At 60.4% G+C, this 19094-nt stretch carries 19 protein-coding genes; 13 read left to right on the forward strand and 6 right to left on the reverse strand.

Features of this window, described 5'->3' with window-relative positions; genetic code table 11:
• Nucleotides 1-45: 45 nt before the first annotated feature.
• The 3 genes from DW49_RS0120480 to DW49_RS0120490 form a co-directional block, all read right to left on the reverse strand.
• The gene (locus DW49_RS0120480) at nt 46-1020 is read right to left on the reverse strand and encodes a lytic transglycosylase domain-containing protein (RefSeq protein WP_081591528.1); all 975 of its coding nucleotides are present in this window, start codon (nt 1018-1020) and stop codon (nt 46-48) included.
• Between the two features lie 202 nt (nt 1021-1222).
• The gene (locus tag DW49_RS0120485) at nt 1223-2083 is read right to left on the reverse strand and encodes a glucose 1-dehydrogenase (protein ID WP_005617876.1); all 861 of its coding nucleotides are present in this window, start codon (nt 2081-2083) and stop codon (nt 1223-1225) included.
• Between the two features lie 95 nt (nt 2084-2178).
• On the reverse strand, nt 2179-3318 hold the full coding sequence (locus DW49_RS0120490; RefSeq protein ID WP_003382771.1) for a glutathione-independent formaldehyde dehydrogenase: 1140 nt from the start codon (nt 3316-3318) through the stop codon (nt 2179-2181).
• Nucleotides 3319-3605: 287 nt separating this feature from the next.
• Between DW49_RS0120490 and DW49_RS0120495 the strand changes: the two genes are divergently transcribed.
• The 6 genes from DW49_RS0120495 (at nt 3606) to DW49_RS0120520 (ending at nt 8564) form a co-directional block, all read left to right on the forward strand.
• Nucleotides 3606-4196, forward strand: a complete 591-nt coding sequence (locus tag DW49_RS0120495) for an amino acid synthesis family protein (RefSeq protein ID WP_003382773.1) — start codon at nt 3606-3608, stop codon at nt 4194-4196.
• Between the two features lie 34 nt (nt 4197-4230).
• Nucleotides 4231-5079 carry an alpha/beta fold hydrolase gene (locus DW49_RS0120500; RefSeq protein ID WP_005617873.1) on the forward strand — a complete coding sequence of 283 codons (849 nt, stop codon included), beginning with the start codon at nt 4231-4233 and terminating at the stop codon, nt 5077-5079.
• Nucleotides 5076-6557 (forward strand): aldehyde dehydrogenase, encoded by a 1482-nt coding sequence (locus DW49_RS0120505; protein ID WP_005617872.1) that lies wholly within the window; start codon nt 5076-5078, stop codon nt 6555-6557. Before DW49_RS0120500 ends, DW49_RS0120505 begins: the two co-directional genes overlap by 4 nt.
• 13 nt (nt 6558-6570) lie before the next feature.
• Complete coding sequence (locus DW49_RS0120510) at nt 6571-7056, forward strand: flavin reductase family protein (RefSeq protein WP_003382778.1); 486 nt, start codon at nt 6571-6573, stop codon at nt 7054-7056.
• Nucleotides 7057-7246: 190 nt separating this feature from the next.
• Complete coding sequence (locus DW49_RS0120515) at nt 7247-7999, forward strand: GntR family transcriptional regulator (protein ID WP_005617871.1); 753 nt, start codon at nt 7247-7249, stop codon at nt 7997-7999.
• Nucleotide 8000: 1 nt separating this feature from the next.
• Entirely contained in the window at nt 8001-8564 is a 564-nt protein-coding gene (locus DW49_RS0120520; RefSeq protein ID WP_024419824.1) for an NUDIX hydrolase, read from the forward strand.
• A gap of 92 nt (nt 8565-8656) precedes the next feature.
• Here the strand turns inward: DW49_RS0120520 and DW49_RS0120525 are convergent, their stop codons facing one another.
• Nucleotides 8657-8947 carry a DUF1330 domain-containing protein gene (locus DW49_RS0120525; RefSeq protein WP_005617869.1) on the reverse strand — a complete coding sequence of 97 codons (291 nt, stop codon included), beginning with the start codon at nt 8945-8947 and terminating at the stop codon, nt 8657-8659.
• Between the two features lie 94 nt (nt 8948-9041).
• On the opposite strand from DW49_RS0120525, the gene ribBA reads away from it, so the two are divergent.
• The 5 genes from ribBA (at nt 9042) to DW49_RS0120550 (ending at nt 14380) form a co-directional block, all read left to right on the forward strand.
• Nucleotides 9042-10151, forward strand: a complete 1110-nt coding sequence (gene ribBA / locus DW49_RS0120530) for a bifunctional 3,4-dihydroxy-2-butanone-4-phosphate synthase/GTP cyclohydrolase II (protein WP_024419823.1) — start codon at nt 9042-9044, stop codon at nt 10149-10151.
• Nucleotides 10152-10440: 289 nt separating this feature from the next.
• Nucleotides 10441-11466, forward strand: a complete 1026-nt coding sequence (locus DW49_RS0120535; RefSeq protein WP_005617865.1) for an ABC transporter substrate-binding protein — start codon at nt 10441-10443, stop codon at nt 11464-11466.
• Nucleotides 11451-12407: an ABC transporter permease gene (locus tag DW49_RS0120540; protein ID WP_024419822.1), complete on the forward strand. Its 957-nt coding sequence runs from the start codon at nt 11451-11453 to the stop codon at nt 12405-12407. The genes DW49_RS0120535 and DW49_RS0120540 overlap by 16 nt, the downstream gene beginning before the upstream one ends.
• Before the next feature lie 6 nt (nt 12408-12413).
• Nucleotides 12414-13229: an ABC transporter permease gene (locus tag DW49_RS0120545; protein ID WP_005617861.1), complete on the forward strand. Its 816-nt coding sequence runs from the start codon at nt 12414-12416 to the stop codon at nt 13227-13229.
• Nucleotides 13226-14380 (forward strand): ABC transporter ATP-binding protein, encoded by a 1155-nt coding sequence (locus tag DW49_RS0120550; protein WP_005617859.1) that lies wholly within the window; start codon nt 13226-13228, stop codon nt 14378-14380. Before DW49_RS0120545 ends, DW49_RS0120550 begins: the two co-directional genes overlap by 4 nt.
• Before the next feature lie 46 nt (nt 14381-14426).
• Here the strand turns inward: DW49_RS0120550 and DW49_RS0120555 are convergent, their stop codons facing one another.
• Complete coding sequence (locus DW49_RS0120555; protein ID WP_005617858.1) at nt 14427-15332, reverse strand: LysR substrate-binding domain-containing protein; 906 nt, start codon at nt 15330-15332, stop codon at nt 14427-14429.
• 111 nt (nt 15333-15443) lie between these two features.
• Here DW49_RS0120555 and DW49_RS0120560 point away from each other — a divergent pair, with 111 nt between their 5' ends.
• Nucleotides 15444-16538: a tartrate dehydrogenase gene (locus tag DW49_RS0120560; RefSeq protein WP_005617856.1), complete on the forward strand. Its 1095-nt coding sequence runs from the start codon at nt 15444-15446 to the stop codon at nt 16536-16538.
• Nucleotides 16539-16543: 5 nt separating this feature from the next.
• Here DW49_RS0120560 and ptrR read toward each other — a convergent pair whose 3' ends face one another.
• Entirely contained in the window at nt 16544-17422 is an 879-nt protein-coding gene (ptrR, locus tag DW49_RS0120565) for a putrescine utilization regulator PtrR (protein ID WP_005617854.1), read from the reverse strand.
• Between the two features lie 102 nt (nt 17423-17524).
• On the opposite strand from ptrR, the gene DW49_RS0120570 reads away from it, so the two are divergent.
• Nucleotides 17525-18916, forward strand: a complete 1392-nt coding sequence (locus DW49_RS0120570; protein WP_005617852.1) for an aldehyde dehydrogenase family protein — start codon at nt 17525-17527, stop codon at nt 18914-18916.
• The last annotated feature ends 178 nt before the right edge of the window (nt 18917-19094 follow it).

Raw genomic sequence — 19094 nt, forward strand, 5'->3', positions numbered from 1 at the left:
TAAGTGAACAGCATTGCGCATTGCGCGGGCCGTTTAACTCAGGCATCACGCGGGCAAATTGCCCTGTCCGCTTTCGATGATTTTCGCGAAGTTCAGTACGTCCGCCGGGTAGCTGCTGCCACCCACGCCGCCCGTGTCGCTGAGGTCGGCTTTATTGACCTTGTCGGGCCCGGAGTTGTACGCGCGCAGTGCCGCTCCCATGTCGCCGAATTCCTTGTTCTGGTCACGCAGGTAGAGCGCGCCCGCCATGATGTTGGTGTGCGAATCGTTGACATCATTGCCCAACAAGCCGGGGTTTTGTTGCTGCAATGACTTGAACGTGTCTGCGTTGACCTGCATCAGGCCCGCGTCGGCCTTGCCGTTGACGTTGGTGGTGGCCGCATTCAACTGACCGCGCGACTCAGCCCATATCTGCCCGGCGATCACGCTGGGTGGCATGCCGGTGGCCTTTGCGGCGTCCATTATGTCGCCTCGATATTGCTCAAGCTGCTGGGGCAAATGCAGCCCACCGCTACCGGTGAGTGAAGTATCCGAGGGCACACCATCGGCCGCGCTGGTTATTGGCGTGCTGCCCGCGTCGCCTAAACCGCCGTTACCAACACCGGACGTTTCGTCGCCACCGTCGCCGCTTGCGAGACTGCTTCCCGTATCGCCGCCGCCGACGCTGTTGCCACTGCCGACGCCTGGCGTTGACGAATCCGCCTGAGGGTTACCGGAAGCATTGTTGTTTTGCATCAGCATCTGCATCAATTGTTTCAGCAGGCTCATGATTTGCTCGACCAGTCCGGACTCACTGTTGCCTGACGCCGCATTCACACCGCTGGTTGACGAGTCCGTGCTGTTGGGCGGAGCGAAATTGACCTGCGTCTGCCCTTGATTGCCGAACAACAATGTACTCGGGTCGATGGTCGAATTGCCTCCGCTGCCCAGCCCGTTTTGCCCGCCACTCTTTGCGCTCAACGACGAAAAATCGATCGGTAGGGAGTTTGAGTTACGAATAGGTGAAACACCCATAGTCATAGCCAGTTACCTCACTCAGTGAAAGATCAATACCTCCTGGAATGTGCCGTGGCGCGACAGAGGCATTATCGGAATAAAGACAAACGCAACTGAGTGGTTCCCTGAGTGACTCGGTTCCCCCGGAGAATGGACCTGCTGCTGACGGGGACAAAAAAAGGCGCCTGTTCAGGCACCGTTTAAACCGCGCACATTTTCGCCGCAACTACAGAATCGGCTTGCCGCCCGTCACGCCATAGCGCGAACCGGAAATGTAACTGGCTTCGTCAGAGGCCAGCAGCACATAAATCGGCGAAACCTCGACCGGCTGGCCAGGGCGGCCCAAGGGTGTCTCACTGCCGAAGCTTTTCACGTCTTCATCGGTCATGGTTGCAGGTATGAGGGGCGTCCAGATCGGGCCGGGGGCTACGCTGTTGACGCGAATGCCCTTCTCGCCCAGCAATTGCGCCAGGGCACCGGTGAAGTTGGCAATTGCACCTTTGGTGGCGGCATAGGCCAGCAATGTCGGCTTGGGCATGTCGGAATTGACCGAGCTGGTGTTGATGATCGAACCGCCGCGCGGCATGTGCGGGACTGCGGCCTTGCAGATGCGAAACATCGCGGTGATGTTGATATCGAACGTCTTGACCCATTCTTCGTCGGGGATGTCTTCCAGCGACTCGTGGGTCATCTGGAATGCAGCGTTGTTGACCAGCACGTCAATGTGGCCGAACTCGGCGACGGTCTTGCTGACGATATCTTCGCACTGCTGTTTGTGCGCCAGGTCACCGGGCAGCAGCAGGCATCTCATGCCCGCCTCTTCAACCCAGCGCTTGGTTTCCTGAGCATCTTCGTGCTCGTTCAGGTACGAGATCGCAACCTGCGCGCCTTCGCGGGCAAAGGCAATCGCGACAGCGCGACCAATGCCGCTGTCAGCGCCGGTGATCAGCGCGATCTTGCCTTGCAGACGTCCTGAGCCTTTGTAGCTTTTTTCTCCGCAATCCGGGTACGGATCCATCCGGCCTTGCTCGCCAGGTACATTCTGGGGCTGACTGGCAAACGGCGGTTTGGGATAGTCTTCGTTCATGTAGGTATCTCCTCGAAAAGGGTTTTAAGTCGATCAGCGAGCCTTGTCGGTGGCATTGACCAGCACGACAGGGCTCACCAGAGGCGCGAAGTCGATCAGCCGTTTGGCTTGAGCACGACCTTGGTCCAGCCATCGTCACGAGCATCGAAGTGCTGGTAGGCCGCAGGGCCTTCTTCCAGCTTCAGGCGATGGGAAATGATCTGCGAAGGCTTGGCGCGATCATGGTGGATCAGCTCGGCCAGGCGACGGTTGTAGGCCTTGACGTTGGCCTGACCGGTACGGATCTGCTGGCCCTTGAACCAGAACGAGCCGAAGTCGAAGGCCATCTTGCCTTCCTTCGCCAGGTCGCTATGAGCGCCCGGATCCTGTGGCACGAAAACGCCCACGACACCGATCCCGCCGGTGGCCTTGGTCGAGGCCACAAGGTTGTTCATGGTGACGTGGTTGGCTTCATGACCGTGCCGGTCACAGCACTGATAACCGACGCATTCGCAGCCGCGGTCGGTGCCTCGGCCGTCGGTCAGATTGAGAATCTGGTCAACCGCGCCCTGTTCCAGCGAGTTGATCGGCGTGGCGCCCATCTTCGCTGCAAGCGCGAGGCGATCCGGGTGGTTGTCCACGACAAATACCTGCGACGCGCCTTTGATCATTGCCGAGTGAGCGGCCATTAGCCCGACCGGGCCTGCGCCATAAATGGCGACGCTTTCGCCGGGCAACAGGCCCGCCAGCTCGGTGGCGTGCCAGCCGGTAGGGAAAATATCCGAGAGCATGACGTAGTCGTCTTCACGCTCGGCGGCGTCTTCGGGCAACAGCAGGCAGTTGAAATCGGCGTAAGGCACGCGCAGCAGTTCGGCCTGGCCGCCTTCGTGACTGCCCATTTCGGCGAAACCGTAAGCAGCACCTGCGCTGCCGGGGTTGGCGGTCAGGCAGTAACCGGTCAGGCCTTTTTCGCAGTTTTCGCAGAACCCGCAGCCAATGTTGAATGGCAGGCAAACCCGGTCGCCCACCTTGACACGGTCCACGCCTGCGCCGACCTCGATAACTTCGCCCATGTTTTCATGACCGAAAATACGTCCGGTCTCGAATGACGTACGACCTTCGTACATGTGCAGATCCGAGCCGCAGATATTGGTGGTCGTCACTCTGACAAGAGCGTCTGTCGGCTTCTCTATCTTCGCATCCGGCACGTTTTTGACACTGACGTCGCGCGGACCGTTATAGACGATGGCTTTCATGTAGGGGCTCTCCTGAAGTGAAAATTTCCGAAATGAAAAATTCAGTGAAGCTTTTTATGAATCACTGAATGTCTGTCAAAACGAGAGCAGCCCTGTTCAAAGCGATTGCCCCGACACCTGACGAGTGGTCGTCGGCGCAGGCAGTGCAATGTCGTCATTGCCTTATGTTTTGCAACGGCCCAGCCAGGCGAAGAGGCGCGGCATGACCCGCAAATAAAGCGTTTTCATGCGCAATCTTATGGTATACCATAATACGAAATACAACAGTGATCGATCCGGGAGTCGTCATGAGTTTTGAAATTCGCAAGATCGTCAATTACACCGAAGAAACCTTCATCGAAGGCGGCAAGGCCACCGACAAACCGGTCACCATGATTGGCCTGGCGGTGGTCATCAAGAACCCGTGGCTGGGCCGCGGGTTTGTCGAAGACCTGAAACCGGAGATCCGCGCCAACTGTTCGGACCTTGGTGAACTGATGGTCAAGCGCCTTACCGATGCCATCGGCGGCGCAGACAACATCGAGGCCTACGGCAAGGCTGCAGTGGTCGGTGCGGACGGCGAGATCGAACACGCTTCGGCAGTGATTCACACCCTGCGCTTCGGCAATCATTACCGTGAGGCGGTGAAGGCCAAGAGTTACCTGAGCTTTACCAACAAACGCGGCGGCCCCGGCACGTCCATTCAGGTGCCGATGATGCACAAGGACGATGAAGGCCTGCGCTCGCACTACATCACCCTGGAAATGCACATCGAAGATTCGCCACGCGCCGACGAAATCATCATCGTCCTGGGTGCTGCCAACGGCGGACGTTTGCACCCGCGCATTGGCAATCGCTATATCGATCTGGAAGAACTGGCCGCTGAAAAGGCTCAGTAACCCATCCTTCTCAACGTCTGCGCAGGAGCGATCCATGATTCAGCTCACCACTGAGCGCACCCCGGCGGGTACCAGCTACCTGGCTACCGGCCAAGGCCACCCCGTGGTGTTGATTCACGGAGTGGGCTTGAACAAAGAGATGTGGGGCGGCCAGATCGTCGGGCTGGCCCCGCATTATCGGGTCATTGCCTACGACATGCTGGGCCACGGCGCCAGCCCGCGGCCTGATCCGGACACCGGCCTGCCGGGCTATGCCGAGCAATTGCGCGAACTGCTGGCACACCTTGGTCTGCCGCAGGCATCGGTTGTCGGCTTCTCGATGGGCGGGTTGGTGGCGCGGGCGTTCGCGCTGCAATACCCTCAGCTTTTGTCGGGGCTGGTCATACTCAACAGCGTGTTCAATCGCAGCCCGGAACAGCGCGCGGGCGTCATTGCACGCACCAGCCAGGCAGCCGAGCACGGCCCGGACGCCAACGCAGGCGAGGCGCTGTCGCGCTGGTTCAGCCACGAATATCAGGCGGCCAACCCGGCACAGATCGCCGCCATCAGGCAGAATCTGGCGAGCAATGATCCGCAAGGCTATCTGACCACCTACAAGCTGTTTGCCACACAAGACATGTACCGTGCAGAGGATCTGGGCGATATTCGCGCGCCGACGTTGATCGCCACCGGTGAACTCGACCCTGGCTCCACGCCGGGAATGGCTCGCGAGCTGGCCATGCGCATCAGCGGTGCAGACGTCGCGATATTGCCCGATCAACGCCATATGATGCCGGTTGAGTCGCCACGCCTGGTCAACCAGGTGTTGCTCGGGTTCTTTGAAAAAATCGGCCTCGCCAACCCGGCATCCGCCGACAGTTCGATAAAGGGGAGCGTTGCATGAGCCTTACCCGCTTTCAGATGTGCATCGACGGCCAATGGGTCGATGCGCTGTCCGGCAAGACCTTCGACAGCCTCAACCCGGCACTGGCCGAACCCTGGGCGCAGTTGCCCGACGCAGATGAGGCGGATGTCGAGCGCGCCGTGCAGGCGGCGCAAAAAGCGTTTGAAAACCCGGCGTGGCGAGGCCTGACTGCCACCGCACGCGGCAAGCTGCTGCGCAGACTGGGCGACCTGATCGCCGACAACAAGGAACAACTGGCGCAACTGGAAAGCCGCGACAACGGCAAACTGATTCGCGAAACCCGTGGCCAGGTCAGTTATCTGCCAGAGTTCTTTCATTACACTGCCGGGCTGGCTGACAAACTCGAAGGCGGCACCCTGCCCCTCGACAAGCCGGACCTGTTTGCCTATACGGTGCACGAGCCGATGGGCGTGGTTGCCGGGATCATCCCCTGGAACAGCCCGCTGTACCTGACCGCCATCAAGCTGGCACCCGCACTGGCTGCCGGCAATACCATCGTCCTCAAGCCTTCGGAGCACGCGTCGGCCAGCGTGCTGGAACTGGCGCGACTCGCGCTTGAAGCGGGCATCCCGCCCGGCGTGGTCAACGTGATAACCGGCTACGGCCCGACCACCGGCGCAGCCCTGACCCGCCACCCGCTGGTGCGCAAGATTGCCTTCACCGGCGGCGCAGCCACGGCGCGTCATGTGGTGCGCAGCAGCGCCGAAAACTTCGCCAAACTGTCGCTGGAACTGGGCGGCAAATCACCCAATATCATTTTCGCCGACGCCGACCTGGACAGCGCCGTCAATGGCGCGGTCGCTGGCATTTATGCGGCGTCTGGGCAAAGCTGCGTGTCAGGCTCCAGGCTGCTGGTGCAGGACGGGATCTACGATGAATTCGTCGAGCGTCTGGCTGAACGCGCCAGCCGTATCCGCATCGGCAACCCGCTGGATGAAAGCACCGAAATGGGCCCGATGGCCACTGCCCAGCAGTTGGCGGTGGTAGAAGGCCTGGTAGCCGACGCGCTGGCCGAAGGTGCACGCCTGCGGCTGGGCGGCAAACGGCCCGAGCTGGACAGCAAAGGCTGGTTTTATGAGCCGACGCTGTTCGAGTGCGACCACAACTCGATGAAAATCATGCAGGAAGAAGTGTTCGGCCCGGTCGCGTCTGTGATCCGTTTCAAGGACGAAGCCGAGGCGCTGGCGATCGCCAACGACTCGCAGTTCGGCCTGGCCGCCGGGATCTGGACCCGCGATCTGGGCCGCGCCCACCGGCTGGCACGGGATATTCGGTCCGGGATCATCTGGGTCAACACGTATCGCGCCGTATCGGCGATGGCGCCCATCGGTGGATTCAAAAATAGCGGCTACGGCCGCGAGAGCGAGATAGACTCCGTGCTGGCCTACACCGAGCTGAAAACGGTGTGGATCAACCTTTCGCAGGCGCCCATGCCTGATCCATTTGTCATGCGTTAACGAGGCCGCTGCGATGATCGAACCCAGTATCTATAAAGAAGTCATGGCGTCATTCCCGTCGGGCGTGACGATAGTCACCACGCTGGACCCTGAAGGCAATCTGGTCGGCATCACCGCGAGTGCCTTCAGCGCGCTGTCCATTGACCCGGCGCTGGTGCTGTTCTGCCCCAATTACGCCTCGGACACCTACCCGGTGCTGCGTGACAGCAAGAAGTTCGCCATTCACCTGTTGTCTGCCGACCAGCAGGTTGAAGCCTATGCGTTCGCCAGCAAAGGCAAGGACAAGACCAAAGGCATCGAGTGGCACCTGAGCGAGCTGGGCAACCCGCTGCTGGGCAAGGCAACGGCTATCATCGAGTGCGAGCTGTGGCGCGAATACGACGGCGGCGATCACGCGATCATCGTCGGTGCGGTGAAAAACCTGATTCTGCCCGCCATTCCCGTGACACCGATGATTTATCACCGGGGCAAGATGGGGGCACTGGCGCCGATCGTCTGAGGCGGCATCGGGCGCTTTTGGTGGTTGCGTGCATCGGCGTGATAAACTCGGCCGCGCTCCGGGTCTGCACTTTCGGGGCACGCAGCAGCCCGCGTACTTAGCGGGCTGCCGATATGATTCAGGCTATGCTTAAGGTCACGTCTTCACATTGCCAGCCTTCTACATTGACAGCCCATTTCGAGCACACCCGATGAAACGCCTGCCACTCGACGACACCTTCAAAGTCAACCGCAACCCCGTCACCCTGCGGGAGATTGTGCTGGACAAGCTGCGCAGCGCGATCATGAACTTCCAACTGCTGCCGGGCGATCGTCTGGTCGAGCGCGACCTGTGTGACCGGCTTGGGGTCAGCCGCACATCGGTACGCGAAGCACTTCGCCATCTGGAGTCCGAAGGGCTGGTGGAGTTCGCCGACGCCAAAGGCCCGCGAGTGGCCATCATCACGCTGGAAGATGCCTGCGATATCTACGAGTTGCGCTGTGTACTGGAAGGCCTGATCGTCCAGTTGTTCACCCTGCGCGCCAGCCCCAAGGACATCCGCGCGCTGGAAAAAGCGCTGGAAGTGAATCGCCAGTCGCTCAAGGAAGGCGAGTTGCAGCAGGTCATCGATTCCGTGCAGGGTTTCTACGACGTCTTGCTGGAAGGCTCGGGCAACCACGTTGCGGCCACCCAGCTACGTCAGTTGCAGGCGCGCATCAGCTACCTGCGCGCCACCTCGGTCTCCCAGGAAAACCGCCGCGGTGCCAGCAACAAGGAAATGGAACTGATGGTCGACGCCATCAAGAGCGGCAACCCGCTGGCCGCGCATCAGGCGTCGGTCGATCACGTCCGCAACGCCGCCAAAGTCGCGCTGGAATACCTGAAATCCAAGCAGGACGAAGACACCAAAGTGCGCGAGATCGTCGCGCCTGTGGTCCTTAAAGAACCCCGCATAGGTCGCTGATATAGTCACACCGCGCTTCTGTCCTCAATGCGGTAGCGCTGACCTGGCCCAGCGCATCCCCGGCGGCGACACCCATGCGCGGTTGATATGCGGCAGTTGCCAGTACATTCATTACGTCAATCCGAAGATTATTGCCGGCTGCATCATCGAGCAGGAAGGCAAGTACCTGCTCTGCCAGCGCGCCATCCCGCCGCGCCCTGGCACCTGGACACTGCCAGCTGGCTTCATGGAAAGCGGCGAAACCACCGAGCAGGCGGCGCTGCGTGAAGTCTGGGAAGAAAGCGGCGTGCGCGCCGAAATCGTCTCGCCCTACTCCATCTTCAGCGTGCCGCGCATCAGCGAGGTGTACATCGTGTTCCGCGCCATCGCGCTGGAAGTCACCGGCCAGTTCGGCCCGGAAACCCTGGACTACAAATTCTTCGCCCCCGAAGACATTCCCTGGGACAGCATCTACTACCCCGCCATCCGCCAGATTCTTGAGCGCTATATCGAAGAACGCCAGGCCGGTGTCTACGGCATCTATATCGGCAACGACGACACAGGCAAGGTCCACTTTATTCGCTAAGAGCAGCTTCAAGCGGTTAGCTGCAAGTGAAGCGGTCCGAGGCGTACCTGATTTTGCTTCTGGCTTGAAGCTTGTGGCTTGAAGCTGACACCCTAAGGCTGCCCTTGAACTATCACGATTTCGGCCTTTGCCGCGCCCTGTCGATGGCTCATGGCGTTCTGGTATTGGGGCGAGTGATAACAGGCGACCGCCTGTTCGTAGGATTCAAATTCGATAATCACCGTGCGTTGCGGCGTTGCTCGCCCTTCGATGGCTTCCGAGCGGCCGCCCCGGGCGAGAAATTTGCCGCCAAATAACTGGAAAGCGGCTGGCGCGCGCTGGGTATATTCGCTGTATTGCTGAGAGTCGGTCACATCCACGTGGGCAATCCAATAAGCCTTCATCAAGATCTCACTGTTTCAATGATAGGGAATCTATGAAATATTCTGTCTTATGGTATACCACGATTCATTCATCCATAAAACCGGGATCATGGGCATGGCATTCGATCGCATCGAAGACATCATTGAAGACTATCGCCAAGGCAAGATGGTGTTGCTGGTCGATGATGAGGACCGTGAAAACGAAGGTGATCTGCTGCTCGCCGCCGATTGCTGCACTGCCCAGGCGATCAGTTTCATGGCTCGCGAAGCACGCGGGCTGATCTGCCTGACGCTGACCGACGAGCACTGTAAACGCCTCGGGCTGGAGCAGATGGTGCCGAGCAACGGCAGCGTTTTCGCCACTGCGTTCACGGTGTCCATCGAAGCGACGACGGGCGTGACCACCGGCATCAGCGCAGCAGATCGCGCGCGCACCGTGCAAGCGGCGGTCAATCCGGGGGCGGTGCCGGAAGACTTGGTGCAGCCGGGCCATATTTTCCCGTTACGCGCTCGCGACGGCGGCGTGCTGACCCGCGCCGGGCACACCGAAGCGGGTTGCGACCTGGCACGCATGGCCGGTTTTACCCCTGCCTCGGTAATTGTCGAGGTCATGAATGACGACGGCACAATGGCGCGTCGCCCTGACCTGGAGCTGTTCGCCGAAAAACACGGCATCCGTATCGGCACCATCGCCGACCTGATCCATTACCGGCTGAGCACCGAGCACACCATCGTCAGAATCGGCGAGCGCGAGCTGCCCACGGTGCACGGCACCTTCCGCCTGTTCAGCTACGAAGACCGCATCGAAGGCGGCGTGCACATGGCAATGGTGATGGGCGATATCCGTCGCGAAGACCCGACGCTGGTGCGCGTGCACGTGGTCGACCCGCTGCGTGATCTGGTCGGTGCCGAGTACACCGGCCCGGCCAACTGGACGCTCTGGGCAGCCCTGCAACGCGTCGCAGAAGAAGGCCGCGGCGTGGTCGTGGTGCTGGCCAATCACGAATCGTCACAAGCGTTGCTGGAACGTATTCCGCAGCTCACCCAGCCACCGCGCCAGTACACCCGCTCGCAATCACGCATCTATTCCGAGGTCGGCACCGGCGCGCAGATTTTGCAGGACCTGGGGATCGGCAAACTGCGCCACCTCGGCCCGCCGCTCAAATATGTCGGCCTGACCGGCTACGATCTGGAAGTGATTGAAAGTATTCCATTTCCCGGCTGAGCCGGATGATCAGGCCAGGCGAGCACGATAACCGGCTACTGGAAGCCTCTGGAATCAACCGTTGAAAACAGGCGATGAAGGCATTTTGACAGGGCAAAACGCTTGCAGAAAGTTTGGAATACCATAATATGACATTCCATCAACCGGTTAGTTTGTCAGGTACACCGGCAAGCAAAAACATCAATAAAAGCACCTGACAGTTTTCAGTTTCAAGGCCCATTGGACCTACTGCTCCCGACTAAGCGGGCGACAAAAGCCCGCTCAAAACACAACAAATGAGGGCGTGAACATGGTGTTGAACAAACGTGCAACGGCAGTCCTGGCAGCGGGCGTGCTGGCTTTTTCGAGCGCCGCTGTCCTGGCTGCCGAAAGCGTCAACTTCGTCAGTTGGGGCGGTTCGACCCAGGACTTTCAAAAAGAGGCGTGGGCGGCCCCGTTCAGCAAGGCCAGTGGCATCACGGTCGTACAGGATGGCCCGACCGACTACGGCAAACTCAAGGCCATGGTCGAAAGCGGTAACGTGCAGTGGGACGTGGTCGATGTTGAAGCCGACTTTGCCTTGCGTGCCGCCAGCGAAGGTCTGCTGGAGCCGCTGGATTTCAACACCATCAAGCGCGACGAGATCGACAAACGTTTCGTGACCGATCACGGCGCCGGTTCGTTCTTCTTCTCCTTCGTACTCGGCTTCAACGAGAGCAAGGTAGGCGCCAAGCCGCCTGCGGACTGGTCTGCCATGTTCGACACCAAGACCTACCCCGGCAAGCGCGCCCTGTACAAATGGCCAAGCCCCGGCGTGCTGGAACTGGCCCTGCTGGCCGATGGCGTAGCCGCCGACAAGCTTTACCCGCTGGACCTGGATCGCGCCTTCAAGAAACTCGACACCATCAAGAAAGACATCGTCTGGTGGGGCGGCGGTGCGCAATCGCAGCAACTGCTGGCTTCCGGCGAAGTGTCGATGGGCCAGATGTGGAACGGTCGCGTCTACGCCCTGCAACAGGACGGCGCACCGGTGGGCGTGAGCTGGAAACAGAACCTGGTCATGGCTGATTTTCTGGTCGTACCCAAAGGCGCAAAAAACAAGGACGCGCCGATGAAGTTCATCGCCAACGCGACCAGCGCCAAAGGCCAGGCCGACTTCTCCAACCTGAGTGCCTACGCACCGGTCAACACGCAAAGTGTGGCGCGTCTGGACTCCACGCTGGCGCCTAACCTGCCGACCGCGCATGTCGCCGACCAGATCACCCTCGACTTCGCCTACTGGGCCAAGAACGGTTCTGACATTGCGACCCGGTGGAACGAATGGCTGGTCAAGTAAAAATGACGGCTGCCGTTCCTCGTCAACCCATCCCGGCCGGTGGTGCACCCGGCACCGCCGGCACGGCACACCACAAGGCGACGAGCATGCAGCCATCCCCTTCCCTTGCGCAACGCTGGCGCGGCAGCAGCAACCTGCTGCCGGCGCTGATCTTTCTGGGCCTGTTTTTCTTCGCCCCGCTGATCGGCCTGTTGCTGCGCGGGGTGCTTGAACCGGTGCCCGGCCTCGGCAACTACGAACAACTGTTCGCCAACTCGGCGTATTCGCGGGTGCTGCTCAACACCTTCTCGGTTGCCGGGCTGGTCACGCTGTTCAGCCTGCTGCTGGGCTTCCCGCTGGCTTGGGTCATCACGCTGGTACCACGCGGCTGGGGCCGCTGGATTCTGAATATTGTGCTGCTGTCGATGTGGACCAGCCTGCTGGCGCGCACCTACTCCTGGTTGGTGTTGCTGCAGGCTTCGGGCGTCATCAACAAGGCGCTGATGGGCATGGGCATCATCGATCAGCCGCTGGAAATGGTCCACAACCTGACCGGCGTGGTGATCGGCATGAGCTACATCATGATTCCGTTCATTGTTCTGCCGTTGCAGGCGACCATGCAGGCCATCGACCCGATGGTGTTGCAGGCAGGTTCCATCTGTGGCGCGAGCCCGTGGACCAATTTCTTCCGGGTATTTTTGCCGCTGTGCCGTCCGGGGCTGTTTTCCGGGGGCCTGATGGTGTTTGTCATGTCGCTCGGTTACTACGTCACCCCGGCGTTGCTGGGTGGCGCGCAGAACATGATGTTGCCCGAATTCATCGTCCAGCAGGTGCAGTCGTTCCTCAACTGGGGGCTGGCCAGTGCCGCCGCTGCGTTGCTGGTGCTGATCACGCTGGTGCTGTTCTACTTCTACCTGAAGCTCCAGCCGGAATCCCCGGTCGGCGCCAGCAACGCGAGGTAAACCGCCATGCTCCTGACGCCCAATGCCATGAGCCCTGGTCTGCGCACGGGTCTGTACCTGACCACCGCGCTGATCGCGCTGTTTCTGTTGCTGCCGATCCTGTTCATCATTCTATTGTCGTTCGGCTCCTCGCAGTGGCTGGTGTTTCCGCCGCCCGGCTGGACGCTGAAGTGGTATCAGCAGTTTTTCTCAAACCCTGACTGGATGGCCGCCGCCATGTCCAGTTTCAAGGTGGCGATTCTGACCACCGTCACGTCGGTGGCGCTCGGCCTGCCGACCGCTTTCGCGCTGGTGCGGGGCCGCTTTCCGGGGCGCGACATCCTGTACGGCGTGTTCACGCTGCCGATGATCGTGCCGCTGGTGATCATCGCCGTGGCGGTCTATGCGCTGTTTCTCAAGCTGGGCTATACCGGGACGCTGTTTTCCTTTGTGGTCAGCCATGTGATCGTCGCCTTGCCGTTCACCATCATCTCGATTATCAATTCGCTGAAGCTGTTCGATCAGTCCATTGAAGACGCTGCGGTGATCTGCGGCGCGTCACGCTTGCAGGCGATCTACAAGGTGACCTTCCCCGGCATCCGTCCGGGCATGATGGCCGGCGCGCTGTTTGCGTTTCTGGTGTCGTGGGATGAAGTGGTGCTGAGCGTGATGATGGCCAGCCCGACCCTGCAGACCCTTCCCGTGAAGATGTGGACCACCCTGCGTCAGGACCTGACCCCGGTCATCGCTGTCGCCTCAACGTTGCTGATCGCCCTGTCGGTGCTGATCATGTTCATCGCCGCGGCCCTGCGTCGCCGCAACGAAGCCAGGAGTACGTCATGAGTGCCGTGATCAAAGACCCCGCCCCAGCGCATCAGAAACCGCTGGTTGCGCTGTGCAACCTGAACAAGCATTACGGTGACTTCGCCGCCGTCGATGATATTTCTCTGGATATTCAGGACGGTGAATTCCTGACGTTTCTGGGCTCCAGTGGCTCGGGCAAAAGCACCACGCTGTCGATGCTCGCCGGTTTCGAGACGCCCAGTTCAGGCGAAATCCTGGTCAGCGGCAAATCGCTGGTCAATGTGCCGCCGCACAAGCGCGACATCGGCATGGTGTTCCAGCGCTACTCGTTGTTCCCGCATCTGACGGTTCGCGACAACATTGCCTTCCCGTTGGCGATCCGCAAGCTGCCCGCGGCCGAGCGAGAAAAGAAGGTCGATGCCATGCTCAAGCTGGTTCAACTGGAAGAATTCGCTCACCGTCGCCCTTCGCAACTGTCCGGTGGCCAGCAACAACGGGTCGCCATTGCCAGAGCGCTGGTGTACGAGCCACGCATCCTGCTGATGGACGAACCCCTCGGTGCGCTGGACAAGAAGCTGCGCGAAGACCTGCAGGACGAATTGCGCCAGTTGCATCGCAGGCTGGGCATCACCATTGTCTACGTGACCCACGATCAGGAAGAAGCCATGCGTCTGTCCCAGCGCATCGCGATTTTCAGCCACGGCAAGATCGTCGGTCTAGGCACCGGTTACGACCTGTACCAGAACCCGCCGAATGCCTTTGTCGCCTCGTTTCTCGGCAACTCGAACTTCCTTAAGCTCAAGGCACAGGGCAACGCCGTCGCGACGTTTGAAGGCAGCTCGCTGGCGATTCGGCTGACCTCCAGCCTCAAGACCGATCAGGACGTGCTGCTGATGGTGCGCCCGGAAAAAGCCCAGGCACTGAGTGTGACGCAGGCTGCCGCCACGCCGCTGGAAGCCGGCTGGAACGAGGTCAGCGCCACTGTCACCGAAGTGCTGTTTCTCGGCGAAAGCCAGACCTGCTCGGTGGTGACCACTGGCGGCACGGCGATGACCGTCAAGGCGCTGTCCGCCACCGGCATGCCATTAAAAGCCGGAGATCCGGTGCGCGTGCGCTGGGCTGCCGCCGATGCGTGTATCTACACCGAATGGGCCGACAGCGACCTGAACAAGGCGGCGGGCGCGCACTGATTCAGAGTCATGATTCAGAATCGTGCCACGCAATCACGACCCAGAATCAAACAGGCGCGTGGTGCACGGCAAAGTACTCGCGCAAAAACTCCACCGTGACACGGACCTTGGCCGAACTCATCAGCGGCGAGGTGTGAACCGCCCAGATGTCTGCATCCTGGCGGTACTCGGGCAGCACCTGAATCAACCGGCCCTCGGCCAGATCAGTCCGCACATCCCACAGCGAACGCAGCAAAACCCCGGCCCCGTCCAGACACCACTGGCGGGCGATTTCGCCGTGGTTGGTGGAAAGGCTGCCGGTCACCTTCACGGTTTCAGCGCCCTGCAAACCGTTGAGGTGCCAGATACCGAACGGCCGGTCACGCTCCTTGATCACCAGGCAATCGTGGTTGGCCAGTTCAGCCAGACTGAGCGGAACGCCGTGCTGCTGCACATACGCAGGGCTTGCGCACAGCACGCGCCAATTGCTGGCCAGATGCCTGGCGCGCAGGTGCGGGGCGATGTCGTTGCCGACGCGAATGTCCAGATCCACGCCCTCCTCGATCAGGTCCACCAACCGGTCCTGAATATCGAGGCGGATATCCAGTTTCGGGTAACGCGCCGCCAGCTCTGACAAGGCCGGCGCCACGAAGCGGCGACCCAGGCCCTGGCTGCTGACCACTCGCAACAGCCCGCTGGGCTCGCCGTGTAGCGCCGCGACCTCATCGCCCATCTGCTGCACAGACTCCAGAATGCCCTTGGCCCACTCATAAACCCGCTCGCCATCTTCGGTAATCGACACTTGCCTTGTGGAACGGTGCAGCAATACCACGCCGATGTTCTGCTCCAGCAGCTTGACTCGCTTGCTGACGTACGCGGCGGACATGCCCAGTTCATTGGCAGCGCCAACAAAGCTTGAGCGTCGGGCGACGTGAATGAACACGTTCAGATCATCAAGGTTCGGATAATTCACGAATCGTGTTTTCTCAATCCATTAATCGGCTGATTATCTTTGTATCGTGTGCTTATAGCATGGACAGCTTGTGCTACCCACCCCTACAAACTGCCCAACGAGAGTGCCGATATGAACAACAAGAAACTGCGCATTGCTGCTATTGCCGGAGACGGCATCGGCCTGGAAGTACTGCCCGAAGGCGTCCGCGTGGTTAAGGCTGCCGCCGAGAAACACGGACTGGAGCTGGAATTCGACTATTTTGAATGGGCCAGCTGCGATTACTACCTGGAGCACGGCAAGATGATGCCGGACGACTGGTTTGAACAGTTGAAAGGCTTTGATGCGATTTTCTTCGGTGCCGTAGGCTGGCCCGACAAAGTGCCCGATCACATTTCCCTGTGGGGCTCGCTGCTCAAGTTTCGCCGCGAGTTCGACCAGTACGCCAACATCCGCCCGGTGCGCCTGTTCCCCGGCGTACCCTGCCCGCTTGCCAATCGCAAGCCGGGTGACATCGACTTCATCGTGGTGCGCGAAAACACCGAAGGCGAATACTCGTCGCTGGGCGGGATCATGTTCGAAAACACTGAAAACGAGTTCGTGCTGCAGGAGTCGGTGTTCACCCGCCGCGGTGTCGATCGTATTCTCAAGTTCGCGTTCGAGATGGCCAGTAAGCGCGAACGCAAGCACGTGACCTCCGCGACCAAATCCAATGGCATGGCCATCAGCATGCCCTACTGGGACAAACGCACCGAGGCGATGGCCAGCCAGTACCCGGACATCAGTTGGGACAAGCAACACATCGACATCCTGTGCGCGCGCTTCGTGTTGCAACCGGAGCGCTTCGACGTGGTGGTGGCCTCCAACCTGTTCGGCGACATCCTCAGCGACCTTGGCCCGGCCTGCGCCGGCACCATCGGCATCGCACCGTCGGCCAACCTCAACCCGGAGCGTAACTTCCCGTCGCTGTTCGAGCCGGTGCACGGCTCGGCGCCCGACATCTTCGGCCAGAACATCGCCAACCCGATCGCCATGATCTGGTCCGGCGCCCTGATGCTGGAATTCCTCGGCCAGGGCGACGAGCGTTTCACAGCGGCGCATGACGAGATCATCACGGCCATTGAACAGGCCATCGCCAGTGGCGAGGTCACGCCAGACCTGGGCGGCCAGCGCTCGACGCAGGAAGTGGGTGCGGCGATTGCCGCGCGGGTTGGCGCGGCGCGTTAACCGCGTTATTCGAGGCTTGCTGGCGCTGCCCGCGCTTCCAGCAACGCCACAAAGCGGGTCAGGCTGCGTGAAACCGTGCCGCGCCGCCAGATCAGCCAAGTGTGCAGGTAGCGAAACTTCTCGGACAACGGCCAGATGCTGACCGTGGCGCAACCGGGCATGCTTTCAAGCATGCTGCGCGGCATCAGCGCCAGGCCGGCACCGGCGCTGACGCAGGCGAGCATGCCGTGGTAGGACTCCATTTCGTGAATCTTGCCCGGCACGGCGGCGTCGTCGGTGAACCAGCGCTCGAAGTGATGGCGATAGGAGCAGTTGGCGCGGAATGCGTAGATGCTCTCGCCGCTGACATCCCGCCCGCGCTTGACCGGCGCATGGTTGAACGGCGCAATGATGACCATTTCCTCCTCGAACACCGGCACACCCTCAAGAGATGGATGCAGCACCGGTCCGTCGACAAATGCAGCGACCAGTCGCCCGGCAAGCACACCGTCGATCATGGTCCCGGACGGCCCGGTGGACAGGTCCAGTTCGACCTTGACGTTTTGCTGGTTATAGGCCGCCAAGAGCGCAGGAATCCTCACGGCCGCCGTGCTTTCCAGAGAACCCAATGAAAAAGGCCCTTGCGGCTCTTCTCCCGACACCGCCAGCCGCGCCTCCTGCACCAGGTCCAGAATACGCCGCGTGTAGTCGAGGAAATTCCAGCCGGCGGGCGACAGGCGCAAGCGGTGCTTTTCGCGGATGAACAGATCCACGCCCAGGTCCTGCTCCAGCTGTTTGATGCGCGTAGTCAGGTTCGACGGCACACGATGAATTTGCTGCGCGGCGGCACTGATGCTGCCGTGCTCAGCGACAGCCTTGAATATTTCGAGCTGAACCAGATCCACAGCATTCTCCAAACATGAACGATACGATCATTATTATTCAGTTTTAGAAAGCATTGCACGCCTATATTCTGGCTTCACTCCCCACCTCAACAGGATGGCGCAATGACCACTATTACCAGCAATACCCACGCGATCTCGATCAACCCGGTGTCGGGCGAACAGATCGGCAGTTATGCCTTTGAATCCGACGCTGTACTGAACAGCACACTTTCCCGCGCGGCGGCAGGCTTTGCAGGCTGGAAGCGTACGCCTGTCCAGCAACGCGCGCAGTTGATCATCGCCATGGGCCAAGTGTTGCGCGACGACGCTGAAAACATCGCCCGGATGATCAGCCGGGAAATGGGCAAGCCCGTGGCGCAGGCCGGAGGCGAAGTCGAGAAATGCGCGCAATTGTGCGACTGGTATGCGGCGCACGGGCCGGCGATGCTGGCTGCCGAAGCGACTCAGGTCGAGCATGACAAGGCACGCATTGAATACCGCCCGCTGGGGGCGATTCTGGCGGTGATGCCGTGGAATTTCCCGATCTGGCAGGTGCTGCGTGGTGCGATTCCGACGCTGCTGGCGGGTAACACCTACGTGCTCAAGCATGCGCCCAATGTGATGGGCTGTGCCTACCTGATGCTGGGCGCATTCAAGCGCGCAGGCTTTCCGGAAGGCGTGTTTGAAGTCATCAACGTGACCCCGGAAGGTGTTTCAAACGCCATTGCCGATCCACGCATTGCCGCTGTCACGCTGACCGGCAGCGTGCGTGCCGGGCAGGCGATTGGTGCACAGGCCGGTGCTGCGCTGAAGAAGTGTGTGCTGGAACTGGGCGGTTCCGACCCGTTTATCGTGCTCAATGATGCGGATCTGGATCAGGCGGTGAAAGCAGCGGTGATCGGTCGCTTCCAGAACACCGGGCAGGTCTGTGCGGCGGCCAAGCGTTTGATCATCGAGCAAGGTGTGGTCGAGGAATTTACCCGCAGGTTCGTTGAGCAGACTCGCCAGTTGGTGATCGGCGATCCGTTGTCTGACGAGACCTATATCGGCCCGATGGCACGCGTTGATCTGCGTGACGAGCTGGATGCTCAGGTTCAGGACACCCTGGCCGAAGGCGCGACGCTGTTGCTGGGCGGCAGGAAGGCGGATGGCCAAGGCAATTACTACGAGCCAACCGTGTTGGGCGATGTTACCGACCAGATGACCTCGTTCAGGCAGGAACTGTTCGGCCCGGTGGCTTCGATCATCACCGCCCGCGACGCGCAGCACGCCCTGGAACTTGCCAACGACAGCGAGTTCGGCCTGACCGCGACGGTGTACACCCGCGATCTGGAGCTTGCGGAACGCATGACCGAAGAACTGGAAACCGGCGGCGTATTCATCAACGGCTACAGCGCATCAGACCCACGCGTGACCTTTGGCGGCGTGAAAAAAAGCGGCTTTGGCCGCGAGCTCTCGCACTTCGGTGTACGCGAGTTCTGTAATGCACAGACCGTATGGCGCGATCGTCATTGAGGGACCGTGCCGGCCTTTGCGCGAGCAAACGAAGCGTCGCCCCGCTCGCCCACAGATGCGATGCAACGGTGTGTGGGAGTGAGCTTGCTCACCCGGTGCAAACGCCGAAAATCTACTGATCAGTCAGTCCGCCTTCGCGAGCAAGCTCGCTCCCACAGAGGCCACGCACTCGCGTGTG

The sequence above is a fragment of the Pseudomonas avellanae BPIC 631 genome, assembly GCF_000444135.1.
Taxonomy (GTDB): domain Bacteria; phylum Pseudomonadota; class Gammaproteobacteria; order Pseudomonadales; family Pseudomonadaceae; genus Aquipseudomonas; species Aquipseudomonas avellanae.

What these genes read in the sequence shown, in the direction of transcription:
- DW49_RS0120510 (WP_003382778.1), top strand. Translation starts at nt 6,571, where the DNA reads ATGATCGAACCCAGTATCTATAAAGAAGTCATGGCGTCATTCCCGTCG.
- DW49_RS0120485 (WP_005617876.1), bottom strand. Translation starts at nt 2,083, where the DNA reads ATGAACGAAGACTATCCCAAACCGCCGTTTGCCAGTCAGCCCCAGAAT.
- DW49_RS0120480 (WP_081591528.1), bottom strand. Translation starts at nt 1,020, where the DNA reads ATGACTATGGGTGTTTCACCTATTCGTAACTCAAACTCCCTACCGATC.
- DW49_RS0120545 (WP_005617861.1), top strand. Translation starts at nt 12,414, where the DNA reads ATGCTCCTGACGCCCAATGCCATGAGCCCTGGTCTGCGCACGGGTCTG.
- DW49_RS0120490 (WP_003382771.1), bottom strand. Translation starts at nt 3,318, where the DNA reads ATGAAAGCCATCGTCTATAACGGTCCGCGCGACGTCAGTGTCAAAAAC.
- DW49_RS0120570 (WP_005617852.1), top strand. Translation starts at nt 17,525, where the DNA reads ATGACCACTATTACCAGCAATACCCACGCGATCTCGATCAACCCGGTG.
- DW49_RS0120535 (WP_005617865.1), top strand. Translation starts at nt 10,441, where the DNA reads ATGGTGTTGAACAAACGTGCAACGGCAGTCCTGGCAGCGGGCGTGCTG.
- DW49_RS0120550 (WP_005617859.1), top strand. Translation starts at nt 13,226, where the DNA reads ATGAGTGCCGTGATCAAAGACCCCGCCCCAGCGCATCAGAAACCGCTG.
- DW49_RS0120540 (WP_024419822.1), top strand. Translation starts at nt 11,451, where the DNA reads ATGGCTGGTCAAGTAAAAATGACGGCTGCCGTTCCTCGTCAACCCATC.
- DW49_RS0120495 (WP_003382773.1), top strand. Translation starts at nt 3,606, where the DNA reads ATGAGTTTTGAAATTCGCAAGATCGTCAATTACACCGAAGAAACCTTC.
- DW49_RS0120505 (WP_005617872.1), top strand. Translation starts at nt 5,076, where the DNA reads ATGAGCCTTACCCGCTTTCAGATGTGCATCGACGGCCAATGGGTCGAT.
- DW49_RS0120525 (WP_005617869.1), bottom strand. Translation starts at nt 8,947, where the DNA reads ATGAAGGCTTATTGGATTGCCCACGTGGATGTGACCGACTCTCAGCAA.
- DW49_RS0120560 (WP_005617856.1), top strand. Translation starts at nt 15,444, where the DNA reads ATGAACAACAAGAAACTGCGCATTGCTGCTATTGCCGGAGACGGCATC.
- DW49_RS0120515 (WP_005617871.1), top strand. Translation starts at nt 7,247, where the DNA reads ATGAAACGCCTGCCACTCGACGACACCTTCAAAGTCAACCGCAACCCC.
- DW49_RS0120500 (WP_005617873.1), top strand. Translation starts at nt 4,231, where the DNA reads ATGATTCAGCTCACCACTGAGCGCACCCCGGCGGGTACCAGCTACCTG.
- ribBA (WP_024419823.1), top strand. Translation starts at nt 9,042, where the DNA reads ATGGCATTCGATCGCATCGAAGACATCATTGAAGACTATCGCCAAGGC.